Source organism: Pseudomonas sp. ESBL9 (assembly GCF_036668715.1).
GTDB classification, from domain to species: Bacteria; Pseudomonadota; Gammaproteobacteria; order Pseudomonadales; family Pseudomonadaceae; genus Aquipseudomonas; species Aquipseudomonas lundensis.
Map to the genome: position 1 here is coordinate 794163 of NZ_JAZEVV010000001.1, position 17043 is coordinate 811205.

Sequence of the window (17043 nt, forward strand, 5' to 3'; positions counted from 1 at the left end):
GACATAGGTAATCGCTCATTCAAACAGCACGGCGGGTTTATCCCTTGAACCCGCCGTTCGCTAACCACGTTGTCAGCGCTTTATCCTCCAGCGGCCGGGCAATCAGAAAGCCCTGCGCCTGCGAACAGCCCCATTCGGTGATCAAACGCAGGATTTCGTTGTTTTCCACACCTTCGGCGACCACGTGATAGTTCAAGCCTTTGGCTAACTCGATCAGGGTTTTCACCAGCCGTCGGTCTTGCGCGCTGGTTTCCAGGGTGCGCACCAGCGATTGATCCAGTTTGACGGTCTGGGCGGGCATTTTTCGCAGATAAGCCCAATTACTGTAGCCCGTCCCAAAGTCATCAATGGCGATGTGCAGGCCTAAACGCCGGGCGCGTTCCAGTTCTTGCAGAACGGACACGGGCTTGGACATCAAGATGCTTTCAGTCAGTTCCAGTTCGAGCATTTGAGGATCAAGGCGCCGGGCCTGGATGTGGGCCTCAATCGCGTCGACCAACCGCGAATCCTGTAAGTCGTTGACCGTCACGTTCATGGCGATGCGCAGGTGCAGGCCTTGCGCAGCCCATGCCCGGGCCTGTTCGATCAGGGCATCCAGAACCCAAAACGTTATGGACTGCATCAGTGCGGTTTTTTCGGCCAGAGGAATGAACTCCGCAGGGCTGACGACGCCCAGGGTCGGGTGATTCCAGCGAATCAGTGCTTCGACGCTTTCACAGGTCAATTCCGGCAGTTGGATTTTCGGTTGATACACCAGGCTCAGTTGATTCCCGCGGGTGAGGGCGTCATGGAGCGCGCTCAGGAGCATGAAGGCCCGCTGTTGGGCTGCGTCGAGTTGAGGCTCATAGCGGGCCCAGCCCACATTCTGGTCCCGGGCAGCGTCAGCGGCACTGACCACCAGGCGCAACCAGTCCTGATCTTTCTGCGAAGCCTCTAGCACGGGCAGTACGCCCACGCCGATTTGCATCGGGATGGGGATGTGCTGGCATTCCACAGGGGTTTTGAAGTCGTCGATTATTTTTTGACACACGCAGTCAATCGCATCATGTTCGTCAAGGATAAAACCGAATCGCGTCGGACTGACTTTGTACAGCAAGCGGCCGCTGGGAATCAGGGTCTGCAGCCGGGCCTTGATGGCGAGAATCAGGTCTTGGGCAAAGCTATAACCCAGCGCTTTGACCACATCATTCAGGGCTTGAGGCGCAATGACATCGACGCAGTAAACCAGGCTCTTTTTGCCATTGAGCAGGATGATTCGAATGTCCTCTTCAAAACGCAGCCTGTTGAAGAGCCCTGTGGGTTGGTCCACGAAGTTGCGTGAGCGAACGCCCGAGATGCGCATCATGGCGAGTTCAGCAAAATTCACCAGCATCGCACCGTCACGCGCGCTCATGCGGGGGCGGGGGTGGGTATCAATAATGCAAAGGCTGCCCAGGTTGAACCCGTCAGCGGTTCTCAATGGCGCACTGGCGTAATAACGGATGTAAGGGCTGTCACGCACAAGCTCACTGTCTTTGAAGCGCGGATCCTGAGCGGCGTCGAGTACTTCGAACAGGCCATTCTCTGTCAGCGTGTGGGCGCAGAACGACAGGTCGCGCGGGGTTTCACGGGTGTCGAGCCCGACCTGTGCTCGGAACCATTGCCGTTGCGCTTCGACAATTGAGATTAAGGCGATGGGCGCCTCGAAATACGCGGCAGTCATGGCGACTATTTTTTCGAACGCTTCATCGCCCTCCTGGTCAGGGGGACAGAATTCAGCGACCCGTTCGAGCCGCTTGGTTTCATACGCCTGCGGGGCCGCATTCTCATCCATTTTTTCACCCTGTCCTACGTTCTCCTGACACAGCTCACAAATTACCGCCCACGCTGAGAAAATGCGATGGCTTTGCGTGCGAAGCCGATGCGCTAAAAACGAGGGGTGGCTGTTTTTTATCCAGGGATGTATACAGGCCACACAGTCAACCCTGTCCAATGATGGCCAGAGATAAGGCCCCGGGCCATTTCAAGGAGTGAATATGCAGGTCAAACATCGCATCGCCCTTTTTAGCTGTGCTGTAGTGGCGGCCGCCTTAACCGGCTGCGCCCATCACCCTCAATTTGCCGGGCAATCGGTCACCGATCCGCTGTTGCGACAGGACGTGATGAAAAACGTCCAGATGTTGTTCGCCGCGATGACCCAATGCCGCACCATCGATTCCGTGAGTACGTCAATTGCCGGAATCAGTCAGCTGCCCTCCGGGGCAGTGGAGCGCGCCAATGAAATCTGGAACGTGACCGGTTGCGGCGTCTCCAAGGCCTTCACCGTCGACCTGCGCGCCGATGCCAAGGGCGAAACAGACTTCTCGGTTTCGGCCAAACCCTGATCCTGGGCTCGCCACACGGTTATTTGACCTGTGGCAAGGGCATTTACGCCAAACACTGCTTTACTGGACCGCATGACATGTGAGTGGCCGGTCAGGGTATCAGCCATGACCGGCCCGGCAGATTTCAATCCGGATAAAGGAAAGCCACCATGAAAGCGCTCACCTACCAAGGGCCCGGCGAAAAAGCATGGGCCGACATCCCCAAGCCCGTCATCGATAAACCCACCGACGCCATCGTGCGAATCCTGCACACCACCATTTGCGGCACCGACCTGCACATCCTCAAAGGCGATGTGCCGGCCGTCACGCCCGGTCGCGTGCTCGGGCATGAAGGGGTCGGGGTGGTAGAAGCCGTCGGCCCGGCGATCCGTAATTTCAAACCCGGCGACCATGTGTTGATTTCCTGTGTGACGTCCTGCGGCAGTTGCCCCAACTGCCGGCGCCAGATGTATTCCCACTGCGCCGACGGTGGCTGGATCCTCGGGCACCTGATCGACGGCACGCAGGCTGAATACGTGCGAATCCCCCATGCCGATAACAGCCTGTATCCCGTACCCGCGGGCGCGGATGAACAAGCGCTGGTGATGTTGAGTGACATCCTGCCGACCGGCTTTGAAATCGGCGTGCTCGCTGGCAAGGTCAAACCGGGCGACAGTGTGGTGATTGTCGGGGCGGGCCCAGTGGGCATGGCAGCGTTATTAACGGCTCAGTTCTACTCCCCAGGGCAACTGATCATGGTCGACGGCGACAGCAACCGCCTGGAAGTGGCCAAGCGGTTCGGTGCGACGCATATCATCGACATCAAGACCGAAAATGCCGTTGAGCGGATTTTTGAATTGACCGGCGGGGTGGGGGTGGATGTCGCCATTGAGGCGGTGGGCATCCCGGCCTCGTTCGACACATGCCAGTCAGTGATCGCACCAGGCGGCAATATCGCCAACGTCGGTGTGCATGGCAAGAGTGTCGAGTTGCACCTTGAGAAATTGTGGATTCAGAACATCAATATTTCAACGGGGCTGGTCAATACCAACACCACGCCGATGCTGATGAAGACCGTGCAATCGGGAAAAGTGGACGCGGGGAAATTGATTACGCACCGCTTTGCACTTAATGACATTCTTCAGGCCTATGAAGTGTTCGGCAACGCCGCCAAGGAAAAAGCCATGAAAGTGATCCTTTCGCAATAAAAGATCTGTTAAACATCTGCAACCGTTATAGAGCCGTACGGTTGATTTGCAGGCGACAAGGGTGTGAGTGTGTATAAAGCAGGCTCACACCCGGGGTTGTGCGCGTATATAAAAAATAAGTGTTCTCGGGGCGGGCGCCTGATGAAGGCTGTAAATTTTATTTACGCAAGCCATTGATTTGATTGGGTTATATTTTTCTTTCTAGCGTTATTTCTTATTCGTCATGTCTTGGCTGTTTTGACAGGTTCGCCAACCGCAACTATGTTCCTTGCGGCGGAACTCACGTCATTGCCATTTTTGATAATAGGGAAATCTTCATATGAAAAAGCACCTTCTGATTCTGGGTACTGCAAGTTTGGTTGCACTTTCTACACTCGCGCAGGCTGCGGATACCAAGCAACCTGTATCTCAGTGGACATGTGAAAGTTTCCTGGCCGTTGATGATAGCTTCCGACCTACAGCCGTGGGGTTGGGCGAAGCGGTCAACAAGTCGGGCAAAGTTGAAGATGCTGTACTGGACGTCGCAGGGGTGGAGAAAATTACACCGCTGATCGTCACCGCCTGCGAGAAGGATAAAAAGGCCAGCTTCGTGCAAAAACTGAAGCAAGAATGGGACAAAGTTAAAAAAGACGTCTGACCCTCTGGCCTGTACTTGCTGCGAGTACAGGCCTTCCCTGACCCCATGTCCACGTGCAAGCGCTCCCTCGCGCTAAATCTTCTTTGAATTTCTCTGACTGCGTACGCTCTACATCCTTGCAGCCGGTCTTCAGCGCTTCAGGCCGTAGTAAACTGCCCGCGTTGTGTCTTTATTTGTCAGGGGAATCTTATGTTAATCAGGTCATTGGCCGAGCTTGATCGCATTCGAGACGAGTGCAAATCCATGGTGACCAAACGGTCAGCGGTCTCTGCGGGTGCGGCGGCCGTACCGATCCCCGGACTCGACATCGGCACCGATGTGGCCTTGCTGGTGGAGATGCTACCTGCCATCAACAGTAAGTTCGGGCTCACCCCGCAGCAGATCGAACAACTGGACACACGCTCCAAACGCCTGATCGTGGTGGCGGCGTCTGGGATCGGCAGCGAGATCATCGGCAAGTTTGTCAGCCGCACGCTGGTCATGTCATTGCTGCGCAAGATGGGCGTTAAAGTGGCCACCAAGTCCATCACCCGTTTCATTCCGCTGGTCGGGCAAGCCGTGGCGGCCACCATCAGCTTTGGCGTCATGAAAATGGTCGGCAACGATCACATCGAGGACTGCTACCAAGTCTGCCGTCAGGCGTTGCTGGATGAAGCCAAGCAGTCCACGGTCATCGAGATCGGCCCCGAAGATTACCGCCACGTTGACTCACCAACTCACCCGTAAACCCAGGGTGCCGCTGAGTCCTTCCTGGTTACGGCTGTCAATGTTGCTGCTGTAATCCGTACTCGCATAGACACTGACTGCAGGGTGAAGGCGGGCGACAAGGCCCGCGCCGATGTCCACGGTGCTGGCGGTGTGGTCCGTGCGGGTTACGGGCTGGCCGTCATAAAGGGTGGCGTCACGGCCGTCGAAGCTGTGCCACAGGTTACTGCGCAGATAAGGCTCAACCGGGATGTTGGCGACTTCATAAGCGCCTGTCAGGCGTGCACCCACACGACCTTTCAGGTAGTCCTGGGTGTCGAAACCCACCCGCGAAATGCCATCATTGGCGCTGTCCATCGACACCCGCTGGCCAATGAGTTGCGCTTGCGGCTCGATTTGCCAGCGGTCTGACAAGGCAAGCGGGTAGCCCGCTTCAACGGACAGGCTGACACCATGCCCGTCAAGATCCAGCCTGGCCCCGCGTTCTGAACGGCTGCGACCATCAAACCGGGTGCCCATCGCCACAACGTCAAGGTAGGCCGATTGCGGGGTGATCAAGGTCCAGTAAGCCCCCAGGCTATCGCCATCGAGCCGAATATCACCGGCCTTGTTGTCCTTGAACCCCAGATTGAAGCCGCGCACGTCACCGTCCAGGCGCGCGTGGCTGACGAACACCCCGACGCGTTGCCGATAACCTTTGGCCTGCTCATGCCCATACAGGTCGTGACCGACTTGATAGCCGTTGATCGAGCCATCGAAACTCGGTGCAACCGTGCCCGACCAGCTCTGGCGCACCGCATTGCCGAAGGCACGGACCCAGCCTGCGGGCACCGCGCCTTTTTCTGTCAGCAGATGCTGATTGCCCTGACGCTCATGAAACGTTCCCAAGGTGGTCTGTGCCAGAAGCGCTGCGGCAGGTGGCACCACGGCATACAGCGGCACCTCCTGGCGGTACAGCACAATGCTTTCACCCGGCGCCGCCACCGGCAGCGGCGGGGTGCCTGCCGCCGGTGTTGGCGCCACAGGCGGTAAAGGGGGTTGTGGGGTCGGTTGACCAGGCACCGGTTGCTCCGGCACGGCGGCCACAGCAGGCGGAGTGACCACTGAAGAACGCAAGAACCAGCTGTTTTCACTGCCCGCCGTAACCCCACCCTTGAACAGGTAGTACTGATAGGCGCCTGCCGACAGGGGTTGGCCCAAGGTGAACGCCCCCGCACTGCTCACAGCGCCTTGATTAGCTTCTACAACCTGAATGCCATTGGCTGCCGTCAACGCGCCCGTACCGCCCACATTGGTCACGTTGATCGAGGTGGTGCCGCTAAGGGTGCCTGAGGAGACGACCAGTGCGTCCGAGGCTGCGTTGTCGCCGGCCAACACGCTGTGCAGATTGAGTCGCGCGCCGTTGCCGGTGTAGTTGCCTACAATCGTCAAACGGTCCGATGTCGATGTGCCATTGGTTGTCAGGTCAATCAGTCCGGCGTTGTTCACCGTGACGTTTTGCCCGCTGGCAAACGCTTTTATCACGCCCTGGCTGGACTCCACCCGGCTGGAGGCATCAAGGTTGAACACGCCCGTGCCACTCGTGCTGTCGCCCAGCGTCAGGGTGTCGTTGAGTGTCAGGCGCGAAGCGCCGGTGAGGTTGATGGTTTCCCAGTTGATATAACGGGCGCCGGTCTCAGGGGCGCTGTTCTCGAAACTCAGGCTGTCGGTGCCGAGCCCGCCATCAAGGGCGGGGGTGGAAGACAGGAGCGTTTCGCTGAGGTTAGCCAGTAACGCCGTGTCGTTATCCTCGCCCATCAAGACGGCGCCCTTGATCAGGCCTGCGTCACGCCAGACGAAGCGGTCATTGCCGAAGCTCAGGCGAATTTCCCCGCCGACTGTGCCGCCCGTCACGGTGACGTCATCGTCGCCACCGCTGACGCTGATATTGCCCCCGATGCTGCCCCCCGACAGGATGATCGAATCCCGGCCAAACCCGGTGACCAGGTTGCCGATGATTTGACCACCTGACATGTCGAAAATGTTGTTGTCGAGCTTCATGTCGACCCGGCCGATACTGCCGCCGGTCATTTTGGCCACATCCCCATCTTCAAACGCCCCCACGATGGTGCCGCCGGTCATCAGGAAGGTATCCCGGCCGTCGCCCTGGGCAAGCGACTGGATCTGTCCGCCGCTCATCACAAAGTCATCAATACCATCGCCTTGATTGACGACGCCGGTGATCAGCCCGCCATGCACCGTGATGCTGTCAGCCCCCGGCCCGAAGGTCACCGGGCCATTGATGCTGCCCGTGCTGTTGACGGGCAGCACCAGCGCGTTGTTACCCGACAAATCGATCAGCGAAGGCGCCGTGCCACTGTCACAGACGAAGCTGTCGTCACCGGCCGTGGGGCTGAACGTGCAGGCGGCATGGGCGTCATGCACAGCAAGGCTGAGCAGTGAGAGGGTGAAAAGCTGGCATTTTAGGCTGCGGGTCATGGGCACCGTCCTGAAGCGATTCAAGGTTCCATCGAAACGCACCCTCTCTGCGGAGGGTCGATTTGAATGAGGTTATAAACCCAATGAAATGCCTGGATAAGCTGTCAAAAGTGACAGCTTGTGGTGCTCATGTTTGCGCTGTTTACTGGCAGGCTCGATCAACCTGCTCAACCATTAGCGATAGCAGGCCAGATTGACGGGGCTATCGGGCTGCGTTAAAGCGTTTAAAACGAACCCTATTGCTCGGGGATGATCCAAGTGTCATCGGTTCACGGCTAAAGGAGCGCATCATGAAACCCCTCGTCTACGGTCTTTTGCTGTTGTTGACCAGCTGTGGCGTCACCGCACAGGCCGACTCTGGCAGCCACGCCCCTGTATTGGCGCAGAATACGGTCCAGACCACTCCGGCGCCCCCTGACAACACCTTGCGGCGTATCAACCCCAATAGCCGCCAGGGCAGCACCTCCAGCGCTCCCCCCGTGCGCGGAGCCACTACCTTGCCAACGCCCCCTGTGCCAAGCCTCGAAAATGGCCAGATCCGCAACGGTTATCCGCGCCCCACAACACCGCCCGCGACACTCAAGCCCACGGCGCCGTCACTGCAACGGCAAAACGCACGTTAATCACACAAGGATTGGCAGATGCTGAAGAAAACCCTGCTGGCAACGCTGTGCGCCACGTCATTGTTTACGGCAGCCCTCACGGCCCATGCGCAGAACTTTTCGTCTGAACAGGGCGCACTGACGGTGGATACGGTCATCGGTGGCCTCAACCATCCTTGGGCACTGGCCTTTTTGCCGCAAAGGCAAGGCATTCTGGTGACCGAGCGGCCGGGCAATCTGCGGGTTGTCAGCCCCGACGGCAAACTTTCAGCCCCCCTCGGTGGCGTGCCGCAGGTCTGGGCCAAGGGCCAGGGCGGGTTGTTGGACGTCGTGCTATCGCCCAACTTCCCTAGCGATCGATGGGTGTATTTATCCTGGGCCGAAGGTGGCAAACAAGGTAGCGAAGAAGAGGGTAAGGCGGGCACCGTGGTAGGACGTGGGCGGCTGTCAGACGACCTCACCAAGCTGAGCAATTTTGAAGTCATTTTTACGCAGGCGCCCAAGCTCTCTACCGGCAACCACTTCGGCTCACGCCTGGTGTTTGACCGTGACGGATATTTGTTTATTGCGCTGGGTGAAAACAACCAACGCCCGACCGCGCAGGCTCTCGACACACTTCAAGGCAAAGTCGTGCGGATTTTCCCTGACCGGCGCGTGCCGAATGACAACCCCTTTGTCGGTCAAGCCAAGGTGCGCCCCGAGATCTGGTCCTACGGCCATCGCAACCCGCAGGGGGCAGCTCTCAACCCCTGGACCGGGGCTTTGTGGGCCAGTGAGCATGGGCCAAAAGGTGGGGACGAAATCAACCTGATCGAACGCGGCAGCAACTATGGCTGGCCCATCGCAACCCATGGCATGGATTACTCCTCCACACCTATTCAGGAAGCCCAGGGTTCAGCGGTCGAAGGCATGAAAGGCCCGATTCATGTTTGGGAAAAGTCACCCGGCATCAGTGGCATGGCGTTTTATGACGCCACGCGTTTCAAACCCTGGCAGCACAATGTGTTCATTGGCGCATTGGCTGACCGAACCCTGATCCGCCTGCAACTGGACGGGAGCAAAGTCGTGCATGAAGAGCGTCTGCTGGGCGAATTGAAGTCACGGATTCGCGACGTCCGGCAAGGTCCGGACGGTTATCTGTATGTGCTGACGGATGAAAAAGACGGTGCGCTTTATCGCGTGGGTCTGCAGTAGCGTGAATACAGCTGCGGGCGCCACCCCGTATGGCCGTGGCGCCTCATAAGCCGTTACTCGGCAACGGCCTGCTTGATTTGCTTGGAGGCCGACCAAATGCGATAGCGCACTTCAATGTCCTTGGGCACGTACAGCACGATCGGTAACTTGCTGTTGTAACGCAGCATGAAACCATCCCCCACGACCGGCACGAACTCAGCGTGGGTTTTGCCTTCAGGGCAGGCCATCAGCGTTGTTGCCGGGCCGCTGACCTTGTTCAGGCGATACATAGGGTAGCCCCAGCCTTTGAGCGTCTTCTCTTCCAGCTTGCCGCCCAGGCGTTGCTTGTTGCAGTCCACTTGCAGGGTCTTGCCGGCAATGATCTGGACTTTGTAATCGTCTTCATTTTTCTGCGTCGGCAAATGAATGACTTGTCGGCTAAAGCCCTTATCGGCTTTAGGGTAGGGCGCCACGTCTTCCAGTTTGGCGGCGTTGGCAACGCCGCTCAGCGTACTCAACGAAAACAACAGTGCCGCGCTGATGACCAGTGGTTTCATGATGTGTCCTTAAATTCAGTGCAGAAAGAAAGCGTCCGGTTGGATCACGAAAACACCGGAAAGTGCCATAGTTTTGCCATGAGCCCGGTTTTGTTGCAAACCGGGTCATCGTCACGTGCCGCCATCGGGCCTGCGATCATCAAAAACGCAGGCAATTGCGCAGGCCCGGGATAGATCGCTTCTCGCCAGTGTCGAAGTGCCAGTAAACTGCGTTTTTTCCTCCGAATCATTTATTTCCCGAGGTTTTGCATGACACTCAGTCCTCTTGCGGGCAAACCGGCTCCAGCCCACTTGCTGGTCGATATTGCGCGACTGGTGACCGCTTATTACACCGGTCAGCCCGATGCCAGCATTGCGACCCAGCGCGTGGCATTCGGAACGTCCGGTCATCGCGGCAGCTCGTTTGAGTTGAGTTTCAATGAGTGGCATGTATTGGCCATCAGCCAGGCCATTTGCCTGTACCGTCAAGCGAAGGGCATCAATGGCCCGCTGTTCGTCGGCATCGACACCCACGCACTGTCCACTCCGGCCGGGGCGAGCGCGCTGGAGGTTTTTGCCGCCAATGGTGTCGAGACCATGATTGCCGCCGCAGACGAATACACCCCGACCCCCGCCATTTCCCACGCCATCCTTTGCTATAACCGCGGGCGGACGTCTGGCCTGGCGGATGGCGTGGTGATTACGCCTTCGCATAACCCGCCTGAAAGTGGCGGCTTCAAATACAACCCGCCCAACGGCGGCCCGGCGGACACTGACGTCACTAAGTGGATCGAAGCAAAAGCCAATGAATTACTGGCTGCCAGGCTGTCGGGGGTCAAACGGATCAGCTATGAGCAAGCGCTCAAAGCCAGTACCACGCACCGTCACGATTACGTGAACACCTATGTGGCTGACCTGAAAAACGTCATCGACATGGATACCCTGCGCAACGCCAACCTGCGCCTGGGGGTTGACCCGCTGGGCGGCGCAGGCGTGCGCTACTGGTCAGCAATCGGCGAGCATTACGGCTTGAACCTGGAGGTCGTGAACACCGCCGTCGACCCGACGTTCCGATTTATGTGCGTCGACTGGGACGGGCGAATCCGCATGGACCCGTCCTCCAGCTATGCCATGCAAGGCCTGATCGGCCTGAAAGAGCGCTTTGATGTGGCCTTTGCCTGTGACCCGGATCATGACCGCCATGGCATCGTGACCCCGTCGGGTGGGCTGTTGGCGCCGAACAATTACCTTGCCGTCTCCATCGACTACCTGTTCCGCAATCGCCCGCAATGGCGCGCCGATGCGGCAGTGGGCAAAACCGTGGTCAGCAGTGGCTTGATTGATCGGGTGGCCGCGCGCCTTGGGCGTCGTCTGTACGAAGTCCCCGTGGGCTTCAAGTGGTTTGCCGATGGCCTGTTTGAAGGCTCGCTCGGCTTTGGTGGCGAAGAAAGTGCCGGGGCATCGTTCTTGCGGCGCGATGGCAGCGTCTGGTCGACCGACAAGGACGGCTTGATTCCGTCTTTGCTGGCTGCAGAAATGACGGCGCGCACAGGCCGTGATCCGTCGCAGTTGTACCAGCAGATGACTGACGATCTGGGCCAGCCGTTCTCAACCCGCGTAGACGCCAAGGCGACGCCCGCGCAAAAGGCGCTGTTGGGCAAGTTGTCCCCGGAACAGGTCAAGTCGACGACCTTAGCCGGAGAAGCCATTACCCAAATCCTCAGCCATGCCCCCGGCAATCAGCAGGCCATTGGTGGCTTGAAGGTCATGACCGAAAACGGCTGGTTCGCGGCGCGTCCTTCGGGCACTGAAGACATCTACAAGATTTACGCTGAAAGCTTTATCGGCGACGCACATCTGAGCCGGTTGGTTGAAGAAGCTCAACTGCTGGTCGATGCCGCTATCGCCTGACCTCACTGCAAAAAAAGCCTGATCCCTTTGCGCGGACCAGGCTTTTTAGAAGGACAGGTATCAGCCCTTGGGGTTGAGTTGCACCACTTGCTGCATCTGCTCGTTGCACGCACGTGCTTGTTTAAGCATCGCCTCGAAGGGCGCGCTTATGATTGCGTCATGGCTCAACCAACTGTGTTTTTGCGTCACTGAATACAGGTAACGGTACTCACCTTTATTGCGCTGGCTGCTCAGCTCCAAATCAAACCAGGGGGAGTTGACCTTGCACGTGTCGATGACCTTGGCCACCTTGGCACCTGACAGGGTGACGTCGTAGGTCATCTTTTCCGGATCGGCCATATACAAATCTGCCAATTGCCCCGTGCGGCGATAGTTCATCAGGCTGTCCCAGCGCTCGGTCATAAATGCAGGCCGATAGATGAGTTGCCCGGAGAGGTTTTCGAGCGGGCGCAGGTTGGTCAGGCTGGCGTGTATGGTGTAACGCTCAGGGACCACAAAGCCGGTTTTTTCACGGGTGATGTTGCAATCACTGACCTCTTTGCCAATCCTGTTACACAGATTAAGGTCTGTGGCCGATACCCCGGAGTCGGTGTCGGCATAGCTGAGTTGCATCAGCATCATTTGCCCCATCTGTACCTGCGCCGTGGTGCGCGCCTGCCCATCGTGATTGAAGTGTTCAAACTTCTTGACGTCCATGCTCAGTGTGGCCGGCGCTTCGGGGATGTGCTCCTGACGCACCGTGCCCTGATCATCGATGACCAGGGCCCAGCGATCCTGAATGTCCGGCATGCTGCGGCCCGGCATGAACACCGGATTGGTCGGATCCAGCCACCAGACCTGATCGTTGATCTCGGCCCGCACGATGGCATGGTTGGCCGCGCCGGTGCCAGGCAGCAACAGACCGAGCGGGTTTGTGCCCCGGCTGACCCAGGTCGTGTTCGCGTTGATACCGCTGGCTTTCAACATGGCCGTCAGCAGTACCGACAAATCCTTGCAGTCGCCGTAGCCACGCGCCTCGATCTCACTCAGGCTGAAGGGCACATACCCACGGTCGGTGGCGCGCCAGTCGCCCATGTAACGGTATTGATCATGGATGTATTGCATCAAGCCCGAGACTTGCTGTTCAGGCGCCAACCCCTTGAGTCCGGAGACGGTTTTGGCTGCCTCGGCAGGCAGGCGTGCCGCGAGGATTTCGTTGTAGCGTTTGGCGAAACTGCCGAAGTAATCCTGTAATTGGCTGGAGCTGCCGATTTCAACCCGTGGCACCTGGCGGATGTAGCCATTGCCTGCTTCGTTGATGTAGTTCACAAAGCGCGGTTTCTTTTGCTCAATCACCAGCGTTTTGTTGTCGGCCGAGGGGGTGAAATTGAAGTCTTCCATCAGCTCGCTGCGCCAGACAATGGGCTGCTCGGCCGTGAACGTGCCTTTAAACACATCCGTGCGAACCGGGTTGGGGCCGAAGATCAACTGGTAATGAAAGTGCTCCATCAGCGGTTTGGCTGAGGTGTGCTCGCGCACGGTGTAGGTGATCTGAGTGCCGACGCGCAGGTTTGGAAACGCAATGGACGTTTGTTTGGCCCGCAAAAAGCCTTGATCCGGATTGGGTGCCATGCGCGTGTCGATTTGTGATTCGGCCAATGGCTGCGGTTTGCCACCGGGCTGGGTTGAGTGAGCGTCGATGATGTCCAGCCGGTCCGTTTCAGGGAAGCTGAAATCAATACGCGACAGCATCTCTCGCCCATTGTTGGTCAGGATGGTGTAGCGGTAGGTGGTGCTGCAGTCGCTGCTGGTGTCTTTGTTGAAATGGCAAGCGCGTTGTATTTCACCGGCCAGTGCTGCGTCTGACTCGGGTTGCAATGCCGCGATAGACGGCAGGCTGACGATCCCCAATGTTGCGCAAATCAATGATTTGCTAAAAGTAAAGCGGTGCATGAGCGCCTCAGGTTATTCCCTTAAAACAGCACCCTGCGACGTTTTATAGATAGTGGAATGACGATAGAGGGTGCTGCGCGAGCGGCGGATGATAATCGATCTCAACTGTTATTTCTATATTGTCGGACAATTAAATTCGCTGAGAGGCCCGAGATAGAGCCTTCGCTCTATTTTTAGGCCGCGGGTAGGGGTTGGCACACGTCGACCCACTGCGCGTTAACCAGCGCCGCGAGCCGGGTGGGGCATATCTTCACGGCCGTGTGCGTGGCCCCGGCGGCGGGCATGACTTCGGTATAGCTTTTCAGGGAAATGTCGCAGTACACAGGCAGCGCTGTCGCCAGCCCGAAAGGGCACACACCACCGACGGGATGACTGGTGAGTGCCACCACGGTTTCGGCATCCAGCATTTTGGCTTTACTGCCCAGTGCCTCTTTGATTTTTTTGTTATCGATCCGCGCATCACCCCGGGCGACCAGCAGCACATTGCGCTCACCGACGCGAAAGGCCAGGGTCTTGGCGATCTGACCAGGCTCGACCCCGTGGGCTTCGGCGGCCAATGCGACCGTCGCCGTACTGGTGGCCAATTCGATGATGTGCAGGTCGGGGGCGTTGGTGCTGAAGAATGCACGGACGGATTCAAGGCTCATCGGGCTTCGCTCTTTAAGATAAAAGCCTGAATCTAGGGTCTGTTCCCGTTTCATTGCAAGCGATGAAACGGAAACAGACCCTTGTGAGGCCGCAAGCGCACGGTCAATGCGCCTTGCGGCGGTGTCGCGTTTAGATGTCCAGGCAGATTTTGCCGAAATGTTGGTTGGTTTCCTGATATTTAAAGGCTTCGACGATATCGGTCAGCGGGAAGTGACGGTCAATGACCGGGCGCATGCCGTTGGCATTGATGGCGCGGATCATGTCTTGCTGCTGGCTGCGGCTACCGACCAGCACGCCTTGCAGACGCACTTGTTTGACCAGCGCAGGCACGAAGTCCATGGCGCCGCTGACGCCGCTCAAAATACCAATGATCGAGATGTGACCGGCAACGCGCACGGCAATCATCGACTGTTCGAGGGTCGCGGGGCCGCCCACTTCAATGATGTGATCGACGCCACGGCCACCGGTCAGTGCCCGGGCTGTCTCACCCCAACGGGTGTCTTTGCGGTAGTTGATGACGTGGTCGGCGCCCAGCGCTTTGAGGCGCTCCAGCTTCTCGTCGCTGGAGGAGGTGGCAATCACCGTGGCACCGGCCATTTTCGCGAATTGCAAGGCAAAGATTGAAACCCCGCCCGTGCCCTGTACCAGCACAGTATCGCCAGGCTTGAGCGAATCGTCGGCCATCAGCGCGCGCCAGGCCGTGAGGCCAGCGGTGGTCAGGGTCGAGGCTTCAGCGTGGCTATAACCGGTCGGTGCCAGCGTGAACGCGGTAGCTTTGGCTGTCACTTGCTCACGGGCGTAGCCGTCAATGCCATCCCCCGGCACGCTGACGAACCCCTCCACCTGCGGCGTGCCGTCAATCCACTCGGGGAAGAAGGTGCTGACCACCGAATCGCCGACCTTGAACTCGGTCACGTCCGGGCCAACCGCGATCACTTCACCGGCGCCATCGGCCATCGGGATACGCTTTTCAGTCGGCCCCCACATGCCGCTGACCACGGCGAAATCGTGGTAGTTCAGGGAGTTGGCATGCAGGCGCACCGTGATTTCGCCGCCTGCGGGCGCGCGCACTTCGCTGCTGCCGACCACCACGTTGTCATAGCCACCACCGGGTTGGACGAAAATGGTTTTAGTGCTCATGGACAGTCCTCATATTTTTACATTACGCAAAACGACGAAATGTATAGGTAAAAATTACAACTCGATTTTCAGCCTAGCTGCAAAGTCATCAATCGCCTGCTCGTTGCGCCGGTAATAGGTCCACTTGCCGATGCGCGTGGTCAACACAAAGCCGGCACGCTGCAAGATGGCCAGATGCGCCGAGGCGGTAGAAGGTGAAAGCCCTGCCTTGTGCTGCAAGTGCGTCACGCACACACCGATCGCAGGATCGCCGTGATCCTGGGGCGGAAAATGGGTCAGTGGGTCTTTGAGCCACTCCATCATTTGCATGCGAGTGTCATTGCCCAGCGCTTTGAGCTGTTCGAGAATCATGGGCGGCAATATTACGCCTTTTAACGAAATGTTCAACCCGTTGTCCTGATCGGCGGGGCGCGGCAATGGCGCGCAGGCGGGCCGGATGTTTTGCAATTCAAAGGTCAATCCTGTATTTGTTGCGCCATTGAGCCTTGGCCAAGGCTCGCCTGTCTTATGAACCTGCCCCTCAGGAACCATGATGCCTAACCAGTTCCCCGCTGTTCGCCCGCGTCGTTTGCGGCGCTCCCAAACCCTTCGCGACATGTTCCAGGAAACCGAATTCAGCCTTAATGACCTGGTGTTGCCGATTTTCGTCGAAGAAGAGATTGACGACTTCGTGCCGATCACCAGCATGCCGGGCGTCATGCGCATCCCTGAGTCGAAACTGGCGGGTGAGATCGAGCGGTACGCGCGGGCCGGTATCAAGTCGGTGATGCTGTTTGGCGTTTCACACCATCTGGACGCCACCGGCAGCGATGCCATGCGTGAAGACGGGCTGGTGTCGCGCATGGTGCGCATCAGCAAAGACGCGGCGCCGGACATGGTGGTCATGAGCGACACCTGCTTCTGCGAATACACCTCCCATGGCCATTGCGGTGTGATGCACGACCATGGCGTGGACAACGACGCCACCCTGATCAATCTCGGCAAGCAAGCCGTGGCCGCGGCGGCGGCGGGCGCTGACTTCATCTCGCCTTCGGCCGCGATGGATGGCCAGGTGCAAGCGATCCGCCGTGCGCTGGACGGCGCCGGTTTCCTGGACACCTCGATCATGGCGTATTCCACCAAGTTCGCCTCGGCCCTGTACGGCCCGTTCCGCGAAGCCGGCGGCAGCGCGTTGAAAGGCGACCGCAAGTCATACCAGATGAACCCGATGAACCGCCGTGAGGCGATTCGCGAATCCTTGCTGGACGAGCAGGAGGGCGCTGACGTGTTGATGGTCAAGCCGGCCGGGGCGTACCTGGACATTATTCGCGACATCCGTGAAGCCTCGCGTTTGCCTCTGGCGGCGTATCAGGTCAGCGGCGAGTACGCGATGATCAAGTTCGGCGCCCAGGCGGGGGCCATCGATGAAGCCCGTGTGGTGCGTGAAAGCCTGGGCTCGATCAAGCGCGCCGGCGCCGACATGATCCTCACCTACTTTGCGATGGACCTTGCCCTGCAGGGCATTTAAATCGCCAGCGGCAAACCGCGCACCCGCGCAGTTTGCCGCTATTTACACCTTTCTTGACGTCCATCAATAACGTTGCGGCGCTTTTTGTCATATTCCTTAGGGTTGATTTTTCCTCGCGTGCGAGCGGAAGTTGGCTATGGTCATTAGATAAAAAAGCCTGAGCGTATCCTGTCACCGTGAGGCGGGAACGACTCTGTATCCGGCATAGCGCACGGATGTTGAGG

15 protein-coding genes are annotated in these 17043 nt (G+C 58.2%); 8 read left to right on the forward strand and 7 right to left on the reverse strand.

Translation table 11 applies throughout. From position 1 onward, the window contains the following. Positions 1–37: 37 nt before the first annotated feature. A complete protein-coding gene (locus tag V6F78_RS03475) occupies positions 38–1813 on the reverse strand; it encodes a sensor domain-containing phosphodiesterase (protein WP_332726631.1) in 1776 nt (591 codons plus the stop codon). Positions 1814–2015: 202 nt separating this feature from the next. Here V6F78_RS03475 and V6F78_RS03480 point away from each other — a divergent pair, with 202 nt between their 5' ends. The 4 genes from V6F78_RS03480 (at position 2016) to V6F78_RS03495 (ending at position 4913) form a co-directional block, all read left to right on the forward strand. After that, positions 2016–2363: a hypothetical protein gene (locus V6F78_RS03480; protein ID WP_047293745.1), complete on the forward strand. Its 348-nt coding sequence runs from the start codon at positions 2016–2018 to the stop codon at positions 2361–2363. A gap of 149 nt (positions 2364–2512) precedes the next feature. Beyond that, positions 2513–3550 carry a zinc-dependent alcohol dehydrogenase family protein gene (locus V6F78_RS03485; RefSeq protein WP_332726632.1) on the forward strand — a complete coding sequence of 346 codons (1038 nt, stop codon included), beginning with the start codon at positions 2513–2515 and terminating at the stop codon, positions 3548–3550. Positions 3551–3869: 319 nt separating this feature from the next. Then, positions 3870–4187 carry an acid-activated periplasmic chaperone HdeA gene (gene hdeA, locus V6F78_RS03490; protein WP_047293743.1) on the forward strand — a complete coding sequence of 106 codons (318 nt, stop codon included), beginning with the start codon at positions 3870–3872 and terminating at the stop codon, positions 4185–4187. 189 nt (positions 4188–4376) lie between these two features. Continuing rightward, entirely contained in the window at positions 4377–4913 is a 537-nt protein-coding gene (locus V6F78_RS03495) for a hypothetical protein (RefSeq protein WP_047274694.1), read from the forward strand. Here the strand turns inward: V6F78_RS03495 and V6F78_RS03500 are convergent. Further along, on the reverse strand, positions 4896–7370 hold the full coding sequence (locus tag V6F78_RS03500) for an autotransporter family protein (protein WP_332726633.1): 2475 nt from the start codon (positions 7368–7370) through the stop codon (positions 4896–4898). The genes V6F78_RS03495 and V6F78_RS03500 overlap by 18 nt on opposite strands. Positions 7371–7660: 290 nt before the next feature. Here V6F78_RS03500 and V6F78_RS03505 point away from each other — a divergent pair, with 290 nt between their 5' ends. Both V6F78_RS03505 and V6F78_RS03510 read left to right on the forward strand, forming a co-directional pair. Then, a complete protein-coding gene (locus V6F78_RS03505; protein ID WP_169858534.1) occupies positions 7661–7993 on the forward strand; it encodes a hypothetical protein in 333 nt (110 codons plus the stop codon). Positions 7994–8011: 18 nt separating this feature from the next. Further along, complete coding sequence (locus tag V6F78_RS03510) at positions 8012–9166, forward strand: PQQ-dependent sugar dehydrogenase (protein ID WP_332726634.1); 1155 nt, start codon at positions 8012–8014, stop codon at positions 9164–9166. A 53-nt stretch (positions 9167–9219) separates the two neighbouring features. On the opposite strand, the gene eco is transcribed toward V6F78_RS03510, so the two are convergent. Continuing rightward, positions 9220–9702, reverse strand: coding sequence for a serine protease inhibitor ecotin (gene eco / locus V6F78_RS03515; RefSeq protein WP_047274691.1), 483 nt, complete (start codon positions 9700–9702; stop codon positions 9220–9222). A 249-nt stretch (positions 9703–9951) separates the two neighbouring features. On the opposite strand from eco, the gene pgm reads away from it, so the two are divergent. After that, a complete protein-coding gene (gene pgm / locus V6F78_RS03520; RefSeq protein WP_094990936.1) occupies positions 9952–11592 on the forward strand; it encodes a phosphoglucomutase (alpha-D-glucose-1,6-bisphosphate-dependent) in 1641 nt (546 codons plus the stop codon). 60 nt (positions 11593–11652) lie between these two features. On the opposite strand, the gene V6F78_RS03525 is transcribed toward pgm, so the two are convergent. The 4 genes from V6F78_RS03525 to V6F78_RS03540 form a co-directional block, all read right to left on the reverse strand. Continuing rightward, on the reverse strand, positions 11653–13524 hold the full coding sequence (locus V6F78_RS03525) for a DUF3857 domain-containing transglutaminase family protein (RefSeq protein WP_047293732.1): 1872 nt from the start codon (positions 13522–13524) through the stop codon (positions 11653–11655). Positions 13525–13697: 173 nt separating this feature from the next. Next, positions 13698–14171 (reverse strand): YbaK/EbsC family protein, encoded by a 474-nt coding sequence (locus V6F78_RS03530; protein ID WP_332726635.1) that lies wholly within the window; start codon positions 14169–14171, stop codon positions 13698–13700. 130 nt (positions 14172–14301) lie between these two features. Continuing rightward, a complete protein-coding gene (locus V6F78_RS03535; protein ID WP_047293729.1) occupies positions 14302–15312 on the reverse strand; it encodes a zinc-dependent alcohol dehydrogenase family protein in 1011 nt (336 codons plus the stop codon). Positions 15313–15366: 54 nt separating this feature from the next. Beyond that, a complete protein-coding gene (locus V6F78_RS03540) occupies positions 15367–15663 on the reverse strand; it encodes an ArsR/SmtB family transcription factor (RefSeq protein WP_047274754.1) in 297 nt (98 codons plus the stop codon). Positions 15664–15844: 181 nt separating this feature from the next. On the opposite strand from V6F78_RS03540, the gene hemB reads away from it, so the two are divergent. Then, entirely contained in the window at positions 15845–16819 is a 975-nt protein-coding gene (gene hemB, locus V6F78_RS03545; RefSeq protein ID WP_047293727.1) for a porphobilinogen synthase, read from the forward strand. The last annotated feature ends 224 nt before the right edge of the window (positions 16820–17043 follow it).

Excerpts from the sequence above, each read along its gene's own strand:
- V6F78_RS03475 (WP_332726631.1), bottom strand. The coding sequence starts at position 1,813 with ATGGATGAGAATGCGGCCCCGCAGGCGTATGAAACCAAGCGGCTCGAA.
- V6F78_RS03480 (WP_047293745.1), top strand. The coding sequence starts at position 2,016 with ATGCAGGTCAAACATCGCATCGCCCTTTTTAGCTGTGCTGTAGTGGCG.
- V6F78_RS03485 (WP_332726632.1), top strand. The coding sequence starts at position 2,513 with ATGAAAGCGCTCACCTACCAAGGGCCCGGCGAAAAAGCATGGGCCGAC.
- hdeA (WP_047293743.1), top strand. The coding sequence starts at position 3,870 with ATGAAAAAGCACCTTCTGATTCTGGGTACTGCAAGTTTGGTTGCACTT.
- V6F78_RS03495 (WP_047274694.1), top strand. The coding sequence starts at position 4,377 with ATGTTAATCAGGTCATTGGCCGAGCTTGATCGCATTCGAGACGAGTGC.
- V6F78_RS03500 (WP_332726633.1), bottom strand. The coding sequence starts at position 7,370 with ATGACCCGCAGCCTAAAATGCCAGCTTTTCACCCTCTCACTGCTCAGC.
- V6F78_RS03505 (WP_169858534.1), top strand. The coding sequence starts at position 7,661 with ATGAAACCCCTCGTCTACGGTCTTTTGCTGTTGTTGACCAGCTGTGGC.
- V6F78_RS03510 (WP_332726634.1), top strand. The coding sequence starts at position 8,012 with ATGCTGAAGAAAACCCTGCTGGCAACGCTGTGCGCCACGTCATTGTTT.
- eco (WP_047274691.1), bottom strand. The coding sequence starts at position 9,702 with ATGAAACCACTGGTCATCAGCGCGGCACTGTTGTTTTCGTTGAGTACG.
- pgm (WP_094990936.1), top strand. The coding sequence starts at position 9,952 with ATGACACTCAGTCCTCTTGCGGGCAAACCGGCTCCAGCCCACTTGCTG.
- V6F78_RS03525 (WP_047293732.1), bottom strand. The coding sequence starts at position 13,524 with ATGCACCGCTTTACTTTTAGCAAATCATTGATTTGCGCAACATTGGGG.
- V6F78_RS03530 (WP_332726635.1), bottom strand. The coding sequence starts at position 14,171 with ATGAGCCTTGAATCCGTCCGTGCATTCTTCAGCACCAACGCCCCCGAC.
- V6F78_RS03535 (WP_047293729.1), bottom strand. The coding sequence starts at position 15,312 with ATGAGCACTAAAACCATTTTCGTCCAACCCGGTGGTGGCTATGACAAC.
- V6F78_RS03540 (WP_047274754.1), bottom strand. The coding sequence starts at position 15,663 with ATGATTCTCGAACAGCTCAAAGCGCTGGGCAATGACACTCGCATGCAA.
- hemB (WP_047293727.1), top strand. The coding sequence starts at position 15,845 with ATGCCTAACCAGTTCCCCGCTGTTCGCCCGCGTCGTTTGCGGCGCTCC.